This window comes from Nakamurella sp. (assembly GCF_048594475.1).
In the GTDB taxonomy this organism is placed as follows: Bacteria; Actinomycetota; Actinomycetes; order Mycobacteriales; family Nakamurellaceae; genus Nakamurella.
In genome coordinates this window covers 1-14,851 of record NZ_JBMDXT010000142.1, presented here as the reverse complement: position 1 = coordinate 14,851, position 14,851 = coordinate 1, and the positions used below count along the sequence as shown (strand labels likewise).

At 72.9% G+C, this 14,851-nt stretch carries 10 protein-coding genes and 1 pseudogene; 9 read left to right on the top strand and 2 right to left on the bottom strand.

Translation table 11 applies throughout. The annotated features are described in order from the left end of the window. The 8 genes and pseudogenes from ACOJUF_RS07190 to ACOJUF_RS07155 form a co-directional block, all read left to right on the top strand. Nucleotides 1-230 (top strand): annotated as a pseudogene (locus ACOJUF_RS07190) (NADP-dependent phosphogluconate dehydrogenase); the annotation flags it as partial. 275 nt (nucleotides 231-505) lie between these two features. Beyond that, nucleotides 506-2,341: a methionine--tRNA ligase gene (gene metG, locus ACOJUF_RS07185; RefSeq protein WP_420121178.1), complete on the top strand. Its 1,836-nt coding sequence runs from the start codon at nucleotides 506-508 to the stop codon at nucleotides 2,339-2,341. 34 nt (nucleotides 2,342-2,375) lie between these two features. Next, nucleotides 2,376-3,239: a TatD family hydrolase gene (locus tag ACOJUF_RS07180; protein ID WP_420121177.1), complete on the top strand. Its 864-nt coding sequence runs from the start codon at nucleotides 2,376-2,378 to the stop codon at nucleotides 3,237-3,239. 230 nt (nucleotides 3,240-3,469) lie between these two features. After that, nucleotides 3,470-5,062 carry a ubiquitin-like domain-containing protein gene (locus ACOJUF_RS07175; RefSeq protein WP_420121176.1) on the top strand — a complete coding sequence of 531 codons (1,593 nt, stop codon included), beginning with the start codon at nucleotides 3,470-3,472 and terminating at the stop codon, nucleotides 5,060-5,062. Nucleotides 5,063-5,576: 514 nt separating this feature from the next. Next, entirely contained in the window at nucleotides 5,577-6,860 is a 1,284-nt protein-coding gene (locus ACOJUF_RS07170) for a ubiquitin-like domain-containing protein (RefSeq protein ID WP_420121175.1), read from the top strand. A gap of 370 nt (nucleotides 6,861-7,230) precedes the next feature. After that, nucleotides 7,231-8,427, top strand: coding sequence for a ubiquitin-like domain-containing protein (locus tag ACOJUF_RS07165; RefSeq protein WP_420121174.1), 1,197 nt, complete (start codon nucleotides 7,231-7,233; stop codon nucleotides 8,425-8,427). A 150-nt stretch (nucleotides 8,428-8,577) separates the two neighbouring features. Then, nucleotides 8,578-9,486, top strand: a complete 909-nt coding sequence (gene rsmA / locus ACOJUF_RS07160) for a 16S rRNA (adenine(1518)-N(6)/adenine(1519)-N(6))-dimethyltransferase RsmA (protein WP_420121173.1) — start codon at nucleotides 8,578-8,580, stop codon at nucleotides 9,484-9,486. Continuing rightward, the gene (locus tag ACOJUF_RS07155) at nucleotides 9,483-10,427 is read left to right on the top strand and encodes a 4-(cytidine 5'-diphospho)-2-C-methyl-D-erythritol kinase (RefSeq protein ID WP_420121172.1); all 945 of its coding nucleotides are present in this window, start codon (nucleotides 9,483-9,485) and stop codon (nucleotides 10,425-10,427) included. Before rsmA ends, ACOJUF_RS07155 begins: the two co-directional genes overlap by 4 nt. 253 nt (nucleotides 10,428-10,680) lie before the next feature. Here ACOJUF_RS07155 and ACOJUF_RS07150 read toward each other — a convergent pair whose 3' ends face one another. Further along, entirely contained in the window at nucleotides 10,681-12,507 is a 1,827-nt protein-coding gene (locus tag ACOJUF_RS07150) for an ABC-F family ATP-binding cassette domain-containing protein (protein WP_420121171.1), read from the bottom strand. A 792-nt stretch (nucleotides 12,508-13,299) separates the two neighbouring features. Here ACOJUF_RS07150 and ACOJUF_RS07145 point away from each other — a divergent pair. Beyond that, nucleotides 13,300-14,466, top strand: a complete 1,167-nt coding sequence (locus tag ACOJUF_RS07145) for an esterase/lipase family protein (RefSeq protein WP_420121170.1) — start codon at nucleotides 13,300-13,302, stop codon at nucleotides 14,464-14,466. Nucleotides 14,467-14,659: 193 nt separating this feature from the next. Here the strand turns inward: ACOJUF_RS07145 and ACOJUF_RS07140 are convergent. Next, nucleotides 14,660-14,851, bottom strand: a 192-nt coding sequence (locus ACOJUF_RS07140) for a PfkB family carbohydrate kinase (RefSeq protein WP_420121169.1), incomplete at its 5' end; no start/stop codon positions are given.

Genomic DNA, 14,851 nt, shown 5'->3' with positions numbered 1-14,851 from the left:
CGCTGCTGCTCGCCCCGTACTTCACCGACGCGATCACCCACGCCCAGGACGCCTGGCGGCGGGTCGTCGCCGGCGCCGCGACCGCCGGCATCCCCACCCCCGGCTTCGCCGCCGCCCTGATCCAAGGCCAACGCGACTTCTTCGGCGCCCACACCTACCACCGCACCGACCGACCCGGCACCTACCACACCCTCTGGTCCGGCGACCGCACCGAAACCCGCACCGACTGATTCACTCCCGCTCGGCCGCCGGCGTTCCCGCGGAAACGCCCGGCGGCCGAGCGGGCCCGCGGCGCACGACCGGACCGCGTTCCCGCGGAAACGGTCGACCCCGCCGGCCGCGGGCGCGCGGGGGCGGCCGCCCGGGCGGATGGGCGGACGCGCCGGCGCGGCCCCCGAGGGGTCTCCTGAAGCAATCCCGGCTCCTTCGTCGCCGCGTTGCTTCAGGACACCCCTCCGGTGCTCGATGGGCGGCCTCGCAGGTTCGGCCGACTAGGCTGACCGGAATGAGCAAGCCCGTCCTGACCGCCGTGGCCTGGCCCTACGCCAACGGTCCCCGGCACATCGGCCACGTTTCCGGCTTCGGGGTCCCCGCCGACGTCTTCTCCCGGTACCAGCGGATGGCCGGCCACGACGTGCTGATGGTCTCGGGCACCGATGAGCACGGCACCCCCATCCTGGTGCAGGCCGACCAGGAGGGCGTGACCGCGCGGGAGCTGGCCGACCGGTACAACAAGGTCATCGTGCAGGATCTGCAGGGCCTCGGGTTGAGCTACGACCTGTTCACCCGGACCTCCACCCGGAACCACTACGCCGTGGTCCAGGAGCTGTTCCGCACCGTCCATCGCAACGGCTATTTCGTGCCGCGCACCACGATGTCGGCGATCTCGCCGTCGACCGGGCGGACCCTGCCCGACCGCTACATCGAGGGCACCTGCCCGATCTGCGGTTACGACGGCGCCCGCGGGGACCAGTGCGACAACTGCGGCAATCAGCTGGATCCCATCGACCTGATCAACCCGCGCTCCCGGATCAACGGGGAGACGCCGGTCTTCACCGAGTCCGAGCACTACTTCCTGGACCTGCCGGCGCTGGCCGACGCCCTCGGGGTCTGGCTGCGTACCCGCACCGACTGGCGCCCCAACGTGCTGCGCTTCTCGCTGAACCTGCTGGACGACCTGAAGCCTCGGGCGATGACCCGCGACATCGACTGGGGCATCCCGGTTCCGCTGGACGGGTGGCGCGACCGGCCGGACAAGAAGCTGTACGTGTGGTTCGACGCCGTCATCGGGTACCTGTCCGCATCGATCGAATGGGCGCGGCGGTACGGCAACCACGGCGAGCCCGACCCCGACGCCTGGCAGCGATGGTGGCACGGTGGCGACGAACAGGCCCGCGCCTACTACTTCATGGGCAAGGACAACATCACCTTCCACTCGCAGATCTGGCCGGCGGAGCTGCTGGCGTACGACGGTCGTGGTGCGCACGGCGGGGGCCCCGGCACGCTCGGGGCGCTGAACCTGCCGACCGAGGTGGTTTCCAGCGAGTTCCTGACGATGAGCGGGTCGAAGTTCTCCACGTCCCGGCGCACCGTCATCTACGTCGGCGATTTCCTGCGCGAGTTCGGACCGGACTCGCTGCGGTACTTCATCGCGGTGGCCGGCCCGGAGAACCAGGACGCGGACTTCACCTGGGACGAGTTCATCCGCCGCAACAACTTCGAGCTGGCCAACGAGTGGGGCAACCTGGTCAACCGCTCGGTGTCCATGACGCACAAGAACTTCGGGGCGATCCCGGCTCCGGTGGCGCCGGCCGACGCCGACGCCGAGCTGCTCCGGGCGTCCGCGGCGGCGTTCGACACGGTCGGAGACCTGTTGGCGCGCAGCCGGTTCAAGCAGGCCGCGACCGAGGCGATGCGCGTCGTCGGGCTGGCCAACAAGTACATCTCCGAGTCCGAGCCGTGGAAGATCAAGGACGACCCGGACCGGCAGGGCACGATCCTGCACACCGCGCTGCAGGTCGTCGACGACGCGAAGACGCTGCTGACCCCGTTCCTGCCGCACTCGAGCCAGAAGATCTTCGAGGCGCTCGGCGGGGAGGGGGTCTGGGCCGCGCAGCCGGAGATCCGCACGGTCACCGATTTCGACGACGACGTCGAGGGCGTCGGCGTGCCGGAGGTCGTCGACTATCCGGTGCTCACCGGCGACTACGCGGGCGAGCAGGCCACCTGGGCGCGCCGCGACATCGAGGTCGGCCGGCCCCTGGCCAAGCCCACTCCGCTGTTCGGCAAGCTCGACGCCAAGCTGGGCGAGACCGGGCCCGACTGGGCCCCGATCACGTGAGCCGGCGCGGCCGTCACCGCGGGCGGGGCCGTCGATGACCGCCGACCCCGCCGCCGCGCCGGACGAGCCGCACCCCGCGGTCGCGGGCAAGCCGCTCGCGCCGCCGCCGGAGCCGTTGCCGGCCCCGGTCGTCGACGGGCACACGCACCTGGACGCGTGCGGGGCGCGAACGCGCGAGCAGGTCGCCGCGGCGATGGACCGGGCTGCGGCGGTCGGCGTCACCCGCGTGGTCACCGTGGCCGACGACCTCGAGTCGGCCCGCTGGGTGGTGCGGGCGGCGCAGTGGCATCCGGACCTGTACGCCGCGGTCGCGCTGCACCCGACACGCGCCGACACCCTCACCGACGAGGCCCGCACGGAGATCGAGCGGCTCGCGGCCGACCCGCGGGTCGTGGCCGTGGGGGAGACGGGCCTGGACCACTACTGGGACGCGGCCCCGCACGACGTCCAGGCGGGCGCTTTCGCCTGGCACATCGACCTGGCCAAGCGGCTGGACAAACCGGTGATGATCCACGACCGCGACGCCCACGCCGCGGTGCTGGCCACCCTGCGGGCGGAGGGCGCCCCGGAACGGGTCATCTTCCACTGCTTCTCCGGGGACGCGGAGATGGCCAGGGAGTGCGCCGACGCCGGTTATCACCTCTCGTTCGCCGGCCCGGTCAGCTTCCGCAACGCCCGGGAGCTGGCCGAGGCCGCCCGGATCGTGCCCGACGAGTTGCTGCTGGCCGAGACCGACGCGCCGTTCCTCACCCCGCACCCGCACCGGGGCCGGCGCAACGAGCCCTACGCACTGCCGTACACGGTTCGGGCCCTCGCGGCGCTGCGGGGGCAGGAGCTCGACCAGCTCTGTGAAAGGCTGCGGATCAACGCCGAGCGGGTGTACCGGATCGGCCCCTGACGTCCGGCGAATCCCGAGGTTGCCTCCCCGAGCCCGGACCGTTACCCTTCCGTGACAACAACCGGGACGGGGAAGCCCGGTTGCGTCAGGGGCAGGACCTGTCGGCGTACTGAGCGGCTCGGGGACGACCGCCGCCCGGTACGGGGACAGGCCCTGTTTTTTTGTGCCCGGACACCGGGCCACCGACGCAACCGCCCGCCGCTGCCGGACCCGACGACCCTGGACGGCAGATGACCTCGACGCCCGACCTCGGCCCCCGCCGCCCCACCGGGGCCCACCGGCGGGCCGACGAGGATGTCGACGGGACGGCGGGCGACCTGGTCTCGCTCGGGCTCATCGCCGATCCGGCCGAGCCGGTCGATCCGGCCGGGCCGGTCGATGTGGACGCGCCGGCCGAGCCGGTCGATGTGGACGCGGCGCCCGCCGACGGCGCCCCGCAGGCCCGCCGCCGGTCGCGGGCGATGATCATCGCGGTGGCCGCGTCGGTGCTGGTGCTGGTCCTCGGGGTGGCCGGCGGCATCGCGCTGGCCCGGCACAAGACGGTCACCGTCGTCTCCGACGGGCAGGCCCAGGACGTCGGCACCATGGCCGCCTCCGTGCAGGGTGTGCTGGACGACGCCGGGATCACCGTCGGGGCGCACGACACCGTCGCCCCCGCTCCGGATGCCGCGGTGACCGACGGCGCGCAGATCGTCATCCACCGCGGCCGGCTGCTCACCCTGACCGTCGACGGCCGGACCCGGCAGATCTGGACGACGGCCACCACCGTCGAGCAGGCCCTGCAGGACCTCGGCCAGGACCCGGCCGCGTACCGGCTGTCCGCCGACCGCACCCGGTCGATCCCGCTGGACGGCCTGGCCGTGTCGGCCGACACCCTGCGCACCGCGACGGTGACCGTCGACGGGATCGCCCGCCAGGTCACCGGCACCGGCACGACGATCGGGCAGCTGCTGGCCGACGCCGGCATCGCGCCGGCGGCCAATCAGCGGGTCAGCCCGGCACTGACCGATCCGGTCACCGACGGCGGCACCGTCACCGTCACCACACTGCCCACCGTGACGCTCACGGTCGGCACCGATCCGGCGTCCGCGATCGTCACCGACCAGACCACCGTGCGCCAGGTGCTCGCGGCCGCCGGCGTCACGCCCGGCCCGGACGACGTGGTGACGCCCGGGCTGGACGATCCGGTCGCCGACGGGCTGCAGGTGAGCGTCACCCGGATCGCCTACAGCACCGAGACCGTGACCGAGACGGTCGACCAGCCGGCCGACCGGACCGTGCGTGACGACACGCTGGCCGAGGGCGTCACCACGGTCAGCCAGGTCGGCCGGCCCGGTGTCGTCGACGTCACCTACCGGACCACGACGACCAACGGGACCGCGGGCCCCCGCGAGGAGGTGGGCCGCACGGTGGTCACCGAGGCCCGCCCGACGATCACCCGGGTCGGCACCAAACCGGCCCCCTCGACGCAGCCGGCCCCGGCCCCGGCTCCGGATCCGCAGCCGGTGGCCGCCGCCCCGGCTCCGGATCCGGCCCCCGAGCCGGCGCCCCAGCCGGCCGCGCCGCCCGCCCCGAGCGGGGGCTGGTGCGTGAACTGGGACGCGATCGCCCGCTGCGAGTCGGGCGGCAACTGGTCCATCAACACCGGCAACGGCTACTACGGCGGGTTGCAGTTCGACCGCGGCACCTGGCTGAGCAACGGTGGCGGGGCCTACGCGCCGCGGGCCGACCTGGCCACCAAGGACCAGCAGATCGCGATCGCCGAGCGGGTGTACGCCGCCCGGGGCCTCTCGCCCTGGGCCTGCGGGTACGCCGCCGGCTGATTTCCCCGGGCCGGCGGCTCCTCGCATTCCGGCTGGCGGAATGGCGGGACGTATTTCCGGCCGGCCGGGCCGGGCCCGGCCGATGAATGCGCTGAATTTACCCGGACGACGAACGTTCGTTCGGTACCGACGCTCTCAACTGGGCCGACGTCCGATAGTCTTGATCGATTCACTTTACCCTTCACCGATCCGGGTAAAGGGTGAGCAAAATGGACACGAATTCGCTGTGACCGCGATCACGTTTTGTCGCCGGGAACGGTGTTGCCTGCGCCACAGTTCGCCGACAGGGGTATCACAACCGTTGCCGGTCGTTTATCGTTTCGTGATAGCAGCTGGGATGGGATCGCCCCAACCACGCGCAACCGGTGAATTACCGGCCGATCAATAGAAGTGGAACCGCGGAAACCGCGATTCACGTTTCGGCCGAACGCCGGGGATGTTATCACGACTCGTCGATGAGCATTCTGCGTGCGGTTGACCCTGCCCGGATACCACGAACATACGGACGACCACTTTGACTGCGACCGATCACTCCACCGATACCCTCGACTCCGGCATCGACAGCGACACCGACACCACCACCACCGTCAAGACCGGGCGCAGCCTGCGCAAGCCGGTGCTGGTCGGCGCCGCCGCGCTGGTCGTGGCCCTGGTCGCCGGCGGCGGCGTGGCCGTCGCCGCGCACAAGGACGTCACGGTGACCGTCGACGGCCAGGCCCAGGAGGTCGGCACCTTCTCCGGGTCGGTCGAGGGCGCGCTGGACGCGGCCGGGATCTCCGTCGGCGAGCACGACACCGTCGCGCCGGCGCTGGACACCTCCATCTCCGACGGCTCGCAGATCGTCGTGCAGCACGGTCGCCTGCTCACCCTGACCATCGACGGCCAGACCCGCGAGATCTGGACCACTGCGACCACCGTCGAAGAGGCGCTGGCCCAGCTGGGCCAGGACCCGACGGCCTACAAGCTCTCCGCCGACCGGTCCCGCGACATCCCGCTGGACGGCCTGGCCGTGACCGCCGACACCCTGCACAACGTGTCGGTCTCCGACGGTGGCGCGGCCGCCGCCGCGGTCACCACCGCCGGCAAGAACGTCGGCGACCTGATCAACGAGCAGGGCATCGCGCTCGGCCCGCTGGATCTGGTCAGCCCGGCCACCGACACCGCGCTGAGCGAGGGGCTCGTCGTCGCGATCACCCGCGTCGCCAAGACCACGGTGACCGAGGACGTCGACGTCGCGCAGCCGGCCGACCAGACCGTCGAGGACAGCTCCGCCGACGCGGGCACCAGCACCGTCACCCAGCAGGGTTCGGCGGGCAAGGACTCGGTCACCTACGAGGTGACCACCACGAACGGCGCCGAGACCGCCAAGACCGAGGTCTCCCGGACCACCGTGACCCCGGCCCAGGCGACCATCGTCTCCGTCGGCACCAAGCAGGCGCCGGTCGCCTCGTCGTCCTCGTCCCGGTCGTCGAACTCGGGCTCCTCCTCGTCGAGCTCGTCCTCCTCGAGCTCCTCCGGCGGATCCAGCTCCAGCTCTAGCGCTCCGGTGTCCTCCGGCTCCAGCGGGATCAACTGGGACGGCATCGCGCAGTGCGAGTCGACCGGCAACTGGTCGATCAACACGGGCAACGGCTACTACGGCGGCCTGCAGTTCGACAACTCGACCTGGGCCAGCGGTGGCGGCACCCAGTACGCGCCGCGCGCGGACCTGGCCACCAAGGAGCAGCAGATCGCGGTCGCCGAGAACGTCGCGGCCTCCCGCGGCACCTCGCCCTGGGCGTGCGGCTACGCCGGCTGACCCTGGCCGATCGATCGCCCGAAGGTGATCGACAAAGCGTCACGAAAAACCCCCATTCCGGACGGAGTGGGGGTTTTTCGCCTGCCATTTTCACAGCTGTGATCTATGCCATGCTTGATAGACCACGCACGAGCCTTGCGCACCGTGACCTGCACCGTTACGCTTTCGTGATAGAAGCCGGGATGGGAGTTATCTGCCCCCGGGGTTGTCGCAGAACCAGGCGGCGCCGGCCGACCCACCATTCTTGACGGGTCGATGCGCGGCGCGATCACGATTCGCCTGCTGGTGCTGATGTGAATGGGTTGGGGACCACATCGCTGCGGTTGCCTCCTGCCCTGCCCGGGTCACGGTTGACACATCGGAAGACTAGATGAGCATCGATAGCGACAACGTTGGCACCTTGGCCGACGAGACCACCCCGGCGCGGCCGAACCGCCGTCGCAAGCTGCTGCTGGTCGGTATGGCCGCGGCCCTGGGCGTGGTGGCGGTCGGCGGCGCGACCGCGGCCGCGATGTCCAAGCACGTGACGATCACCGTCGACGGCCAGGACCGCCAGGTCACCACCCTCGCCGGGTCCGTCGCCGGAGCGCTGGACGCCGCCGGGCTGTCCGCCGGCGAGCACGACGTGCTGGCCCCGGCCGCGGACACGCAGATCTCCGACGGCTCGCACATCGCGCTCGAACGGGCCCGCCAGCTGACCGTCAGCATCAACGGAGTCACCCAGCAGCTGTGGACCACGGCCGACACCGTGGACGAGGCGCTCGTGCAGCTGGGCCAGGACCCGTCGACGCTGGCCCTGTCCGCGGACCGGTCGCGGGAGATCCCGCTGTCCGGCATGGACCTGATCGCCTCCACCATGCACACCGTCACGATCACGGACGGGGCCGGAACCCCGGTGACCGTGCAGGCCGGCGGGACCAACGTCGGGGACGTGTTGAACTCCCAGGGCCTGCCGCTGGGTCCGAACGACACGGTCCAGCCCACCCCGGACACTCCGGTGACCGACGGCACCGCGATCACCATCACCCGGGTCGCCGTCACCACCAGCACCGACACCGTGGACGTGCCGCCGACCGACCAGACCGTCGACGACCCGAACCTGGACAAGGGCACCACCCAGGTGGTCGCCGCCGGGACGCCTGGCCGCCAGCAGGTCGTCACCCAGATCACCACCACCAACGGGGTGGAGACCGGCCGGCAGGAGGTCTCCCGGACCACCCTGGTCGAGGCGACCCCGAACCAGGTGCACGTCGGCAGCAAGTCCACCCTGGACTGGCAGGGCAGCCGGGTCTTCTTCCACGACACCGAGTTCGGCGTCAACTGGGACGGCCTGGCCTACTGCGAGTCGACCAACAACCCCAAGGCGGTCAACAACCCGTCCGGGTACCTGTCCACCTACGGGCTTTTCCAGTTCGACCTGCCGACCTGGGCCAGCGTGGGCGGCTCCGGCAACCCGCTGGACGCCTCGCCGGAGGAGCAGCTGGCCCGGGCCAAGGCGCTCTACCAGTCCCGCGGCCTCGAGCCGTGGCTGTGCGCCTACGCGGCCGCCGGCCCGCCGGCCGGCTGATCCCGATCGACCCCGGTCGCCGGGGTGGCGACGACACGAAGGGCCAGACCACCGGTCGGGCCCTTTTCGTCGTCCGGGCGGCCGGCGCGCGCCGGTGGCCGGCTCGCCCAGGTTGATGGGGACGGCGCCGTTCGTGTGAGGATGGGTGCCGTGACCGATCAACCGCCGGTGACCCTGCTCGGGCCGGTCGAGGTGCGGCGGCTGGCCGAGGTGCTGGAGCTGACCCCGACCAAGACCCTGGGCCAGAACTTCGTCCACGACGGCAACACCGTCCGCCGCATCGTCGCCGCCGCCGACCTGCGCTCGACCGATCACGTGCTGGAGGTCGGGCCGGGACTGGGGTCGCTGACGCTGGGCCTGCTCGACGCGGCCGCCGCGGTCACCGCGGTCGAGATCGACCCCCGGCTCGCCGCGTTGCTGCCGACCACGGTCCGGGCGCACGCTCCGGCCCGTCACGAGGCGCTGACCGTGATCACCGCCGACGCGATGACGATCACCGCCGACCGGCTGACTCTGACCGCCCCCGATCGCGTCGCGCCGGCCGATCCCACCGCTCTGGTGGCCAACCTGCCGTACAACGTGGCCGTCCCGGTGATCCTGCACCTGCTGGCCGAGGTGCCGACCCTGCGGCACGTGCTGGTGATGGTGCAGGCCGAGGTGGCCGACCGGCTGGCCGCCGGGCCGGGCTCGAAGACCTACGGGGCACCGAGCGCCAAGCTCGCCTGGTACGGCCACGCCCGCCGGGCCGGGTCGATCAGCCGGACCGTGTTCTGGCCGGTGCCGGGCGTCGACTCGGCGCTCGTCGCGTTCGACCGGGCGGCCCGGCCGCCGGCCGGGGACCGGGCCGCGGTGTTCGCCGTCATCGACGCGGCCTTCGCGCAGCGCCGCAAGACGTTGCGGGCCGCCCTGGGTGACTGGGCCGGCAGCCCGGCCTTCGCCGAGCAGATCCTGACCCGGGCCGGCATCGACCCGTCGGCCCGGGGCGAGGTGCTCGGGGTGCAGGAGTTCGCGCGGATCGCCGCGGCCCGCGAGGCCATCGACGCGGCCGCCCACGAATGAGCCCCTCGTCACCCACGCGCCTGCCCGCCGGTCCGGGGGTCCGGGTGCGGGCCCCGTCCAAGGTCAACCTCTACCTGGCCGTCGGCGACGTCCGCGACGACGGCTACCACGATCTGGTGACCGTCTTCCACGCCCTGGACCTGGCCGACGAGCTGACGATCACCCCGGCGCGCCGGTCCTCGGTCCGCTGCACCCCGGCCGACGGGGTGCCCGCCGGGGCCAAGAATCTGGCCGGGATGGCCGTCCGGTTGCTGGCTCAGCGGACCCGCTCGGGCGGTCCGGTGGCCATCGACATCGCCAAGCAGATCCCGGTGGCCGGCGGAATGGCCGGCGGCAGCGCGGACGCCGCGGCCGCGCTGGTCGGTTGTGCCGCACTGTGGGAGCTGGACCTGGATCGCCGGCAGCTCACCGAGATCGGCCGCGAGTTGGGTGCGGACGTGCCGTTCGCGCTGGCCGGCGGCACGGCGCTGGGCACCGGCCGCGGTGACCTGCTCTCGCCGGTGATGACCCGCGCCCGCCTGCACTGGGTGCTGGCGATGGCCGAGGGCGGGCTGTCCACGCCCGCCGTCTTCGCCGAACTGGACCGCCTGCGGGAACAGGGCAACCCGCCCCGGGTCAAACCGGTCGACACGATGCTGGCCGCGCTGGCCGGTGGCGAACCGGCCGCGGTGGCCGCGGCCCTGGGCAACGACCTGCAGGCCGCAGCCGTCTCGTTGCAGCCCGAGCTGCGCCGCACGCTGCGTGCCGGGGAGGCCGCGGGGGCGCTCGGCGGGGTGGTCTCCGGATCGGGGCCGACGGTGGCGTTCCTGTGCGCGGACGCCGAGTCCGCCGGGGCGGTCGCCGCCGAGCTGGCCGGTTCCGGCACCTGCCGCTCGGTGCGGGTCGCCGCGGGCCCGGCGCCCGGGGCGCGGGTGATCCCGACCTCGCCGGTCCGCGGGTAGACCCGGATCGGTCCGGATCCGTCTGGAGAGGACGCGGCGGAGTCGTTCCTGTCTCGCAGGGGGATCGCCGCTCCGGCCGGGCTTGCGCGGCCGCGGCTGCAGAACCCCGGCCGGGCCGGGAGCGGCGGATGGTGCGCGGGGGTGTGCGTGGTGGCCGCCGTGGGTGCGGGTGAGCGCGATCGCGGAGAGTCGGCCGGGCCGGCGGCGGCGGATGCTCCGCGCGAATGCGCCCGATACCCGACCGTCGCGAGCGCTACTCCAGCCGGTCGCCGAGCTCGAGCCACTGCTCCTCGAGCTGCTCGACCTCCCGTTCGAGGTCGGCGATGGCGGCCATCTGCTTGTTGATCCCCTGGTAGTCGCTCTGGTCGTGATCGGCCAGCGCGGTCCGCCGGGTGGTGATCTGGTCGGTGAGCCGGGTGATCTTGCGCTCGATGGCGGTGAGTTCCTTCTGCGCGGCGCGCAGCTCGGCGCCGGACAGGCCGGACCCGACCCCGTCCGCCGCCGCCTCGACTCCGGCGACGGCGGGGACGGTGGAGGTCTCCCGCGCGGCCCCGGTCAGGCTCGGCCGGGCCGCCCGCAGCCGCAGGTACTCGTCGACGCCGCCGGGCAGGTGCCGCAGCCGCCCGTCGAAGATCGCGTACTGCTGGTCGGTGACGCGTTCGATGAAGTACCGGTCGTGCGAGACGACGATCAGTGTCCCGGCCCACGAATCGAGCAGATCCTCGAGCGCGGCGAGCATGTCGGTGTCCAGGTCGTTGGTCGGCTCGTCGAGGATCAGCACGTTGGGCTGGTCCAGCAGGATCAGCAGCAGCTGCAGCCGCCGGCGCTGCCCGCCGGAGAGGTCCTTGACCGGCGTGGAGAGCTGGCCGGCCGCGAAGCCCAGCCGCTCCAGCAGCTGACCCGGGGTGAGTTCCTGGGCCTTCGAGCCGCTGCCGAACGTGTAGTTGGTCCGCAACCGCTCGATGACGACCCGGACGGGGTCCTGAAGATGCTGCTCCAGCTCGTCCATCCGCTGGGTCAGCGTGGCGACCTTCACCGTCACCCCGCGCTTGACCCGACCGGTCGTCGGCGTCACCGTGCCCGCGATCAGTCCGAGCAGGGTCGACTTGCCGGCTCCGTTGACGCCGAGGATGCCGGTGCGTTCCCCCGGGGCCAGGTGCCAGACGATCTCGTGCAGGATCTCCCGGTCGTCGAAGGCGACCGAGGCGCCCTGCAGGTCGACGACGTCCTTCCCGAGCCGGGTGACGGCCAGCGACTGCAGCTGCACGGAGTCCCGGATCTCCGGCACGTCGGCGATCAGCGTGTTGGCCGCGTCGATGCGGAACTTGGGCTTGGACGTCCGGGCCGGCGCGCCCCGCCGCAGCCAGGCCAGTTCCTTGCGGGCCAGGTTCTGCCGCCGGGACTCGATGGCCGCGGCCTGCCGGTCGCGCTCGACCCGCTGCAGGATGTACGCGGCGTACCCGCCGTCGAACGGTTCGACGATCCGGTCGTGCACCTCCCAGGTGGTGGTGCAGACCTCGTCCAGGAACCAGCGGTCGTGGGTGACGACCAGCAGCCCACCGCCGGTGGCCGGCCAGCGGCGGCGCAGGTGCTGGGCCAGCCAGGCGATGGCCTCGACGTCGAGGTGGTTGGTCGGTTCGTCCAGGGCCAGCACGTCGTGGTCGCCGGCGAGCAGGCGGGCCAGCGCGACCCGCCGCCGCTGGCCGCCGGACAGCGTGTCCAGCCGCGCGGACCAGTCCAGGTCGGTGAGCAGGCCGCCGAGGATCTCGCGGATCCGCGGATCGCCGGCCCATTCGTGCTCGGGGGTGTCGCCGACCACCGCGTGCCCGACGGTGTCGGCGTCGTCCAGGGTGTCGCCCTGGTCGAGGACACCGACCGTGACGCCGCCACGGACGGTCACGCGCCCCCGGTGGGGTTCCAGCCGCCCGGCCAGCATGGCCAGCAGGCTCGACTTGCCGTCGCCGTTGCGGCCGACGATGCCGATGCGGTCGCCCTCGTCGACCCCCAGCGAGACGGCGTCGAAGACGACCTTGGCGGGGTACTCGAGGTGCAGGGCCTCGGCCCCCAGAAGATGTGCCATAGCCGGACCAGCCTAGTTGGCCGAGCCTGCGAGGCCACCATCGCGCACGGGGCCGAGCCTGCGGGGCCACCGTCGAGCACGGGGCCGAGGCTGCGGGGCCGCCGTCGAGCACGGGGCCGAGGCTGCGGGGCCGCCGTCGAGCACGGGGCCGAGGCTGCGGGGCCGCCGTCGCGCGCGGGGCCGAGGCTGCGGGGCCACCGTCGAGCCGAGGCGGAGCGGCCTCCGTCGCGCGGGGCGCTGGGCGTCCGGGCGCGGGGGTGCCGGCGACGAGCGGGAAATCCGTCACTTCATTGGTGGGCAATCGATTCCGGTCGGTGATCGACGCCGATTGTCGCCCGCCCGGAATGGATGACGTTCTGCGCCCCGGTGGCGACATTCTTGCGTGACCCGGAGGCCGGACGGCATGGTGTGAGCGTTCCTCCCCGTGGGCCGGGAAGGACATTTCTCCGGTGCGGGGGTGAGGGGCGTGCCGGGTCTCCGGGGGGCCGCGGATGGTCGGCGACTGACGGCTGGCGACAGCCGATCTCGGCCCGTGCGCGGGTGCGCGCGGTGGGCTCCGGCCGGGCGTCCGGGCGGCCCGATCGACGTCGTGGCGGGGCGGCCACGACCCGTCCCGCATAGGCGTGGCCATTGGTGCGGGGTGGCGCCGGAAATGCGCGGGCACCGATGAAGGTCGGGGCATCATCGGAATCACCCGCTGCGGGAACGCCGGGGATCCGCCGGCGGGCCGGCCGGCTCGATCGTTCGCCGCGCGGTGCGGGTGCCGGCCGTGACCGTCAGGAAGGGCCACCGATGAGCTCCGCGACCGTGCGTCCCGCCCGCCGGGCCCGTCTGCGGGCGGCCGTCATCGCGTCGGCACTGGCCGCCGTGGCGCTGTCCGGGTGTTCGTCACCGCCCGCCGGCGCCACCGGGTCGGGTCCGGGATCGGGCGCCGCCGGCGGATCGTCGGCGTCCGACCCGGTGGACCGCGCGGGATCCGGATCGGCGTCCCTGTCCTTCGCGGCGCCCGCCCACCGGGCCGTGGTGATCGTCTCGGGCGGTGACGCGGTCAGCCCGTTCACCACGCCGTCCGAGGCCTGCACGACCGGCCTGGCCGCGGGCAATACCGACACGGCTCTGCGGGCGGCGTTGCTGGCCGCCGGCCAGGAGGTCTACACCGCCCCGGCGATGAACGCGCGCAGCGCGGTCGTCGAGCCCGATCCGTCGGCGTTCGGGGCGTTCGGCGGCTGCCCGCCCGCGCTCCCGGCGTCCATGACGATCCTGTCGAACGGCGACATCGACAACGGCGGAGAGCATCTGGCCCACTTCGTCGATCACCTGCACGAGCGGTACGGCATCACCGAGATCGACTGGGTCGGGCACTCCAACGGCGGTCTGTGGGCCCGTTCCGCCACGCGGATCCTGCAGGACACCGGCAGTCCGGTCGCCGTGCGGTCGCTGACCACGGTCGGCACGCCCTGGGAGGGCTCGGTGCCGTTCCGGATCGTCTACGGGGAGCTGCCGGAATCGGCTTGCCGGGAGAACGAGGTGTGCCTGAAGCTGGTCGCCGCGATGCAGCAGGAGGTCGCGGGGAACGATCTGGGTCTGGGCCGTCAGCAACTCGCGAGCTACCTGCTCGGCGACCAGGGATGGAACGCCGCGCAGCTCGGGGTGCTGGACTCGATTCCCGTCCGCCTGATCGCCGGCGGGTACCTCACCGATCCGGCCGGGGATCCCGAGCTGTGGCCGTTCGACGGGCTGGTCTCGGCGTACTCGGCGACCGCGAGCGGGCTCCCGGAGGGGACGGCGCCGGTGCGCTCCTGCAGCCGCTACCCGCTGACCCACAGCATCTACATCTCGAACGTGCTCGGCCTGGACTGGCAGACCGCCCTGACCTGGAACGACGACGTGATGGCCGACGTGACCGGGTTCGTCCGGCAGGTCCAGCAGGGGACGGCGCCGAACGGCCAGGGCTGCTAGGGGTGTCCTGAAGAATCCGGCTCCTCCGTCGCCGCATTCACCCAGGCCACCCCTCCCGTGCTCGATGGTGGCCTCGCAGGCTCGGCCAACAGCGCAGTCCTGGAGGACACTTCTGCCGTGCGCAACGGTGGCTCCGCACGCTCGGCCACCGGTGGGTCTCCGGCCGGGATCGCCCGGGTGCGGCCGGGACCGGTCAGGAGGACAGCAGCCGGTCGACCTCGGCCGCGGCCGGGGCGGCGGCGCCGGGCCGGGTGGCGGCCAGGGCGCCTGCGGCGCAGGCCCGGCGCAGCGCGCTGGCCGGGTCGTCGCCGCGGCTCCAGGCGACTGCGAGCGCGCCGGTGAACGCGTCGCCGGCCCCGGTGGTGTCGACGGCGCGCACCGGCGG

Coding starts and splice junctions, on each gene's coding strand:
- metG (WP_420121178.1), top strand. CDS start 506: ATGAGCAAGCCCGTCCTGACCGCCGTGGCCTGGCCCTACGCCAACGGT.
- ACOJUF_RS07180 (WP_420121177.1), top strand. CDS start 2,376: ATGACCGCCGACCCCGCCGCCGCGCCGGACGAGCCGCACCCCGCGGTC.
- ACOJUF_RS07175 (WP_420121176.1), top strand. CDS start 3,470: ATGACCTCGACGCCCGACCTCGGCCCCCGCCGCCCCACCGGGGCCCAC.
- ACOJUF_RS07165 (WP_420121174.1), top strand. CDS start 7,231: ATGAGCATCGATAGCGACAACGTTGGCACCTTGGCCGACGAGACCACC.
- ACOJUF_RS07155 (WP_420121172.1), top strand. CDS start 9,483: ATGAGCCCCTCGTCACCCACGCGCCTGCCCGCCGGTCCGGGGGTCCGG.
- ACOJUF_RS07150 (WP_420121171.1), bottom strand. CDS start 12,507: ATGGCACATCTTCTGGGGGCCGAGGCCCTGCACCTCGAGTACCCCGCC.
- ACOJUF_RS07145 (WP_420121170.1), top strand. CDS start 13,300: ATGAGCTCCGCGACCGTGCGTCCCGCCCGCCGGGCCCGTCTGCGGGCG.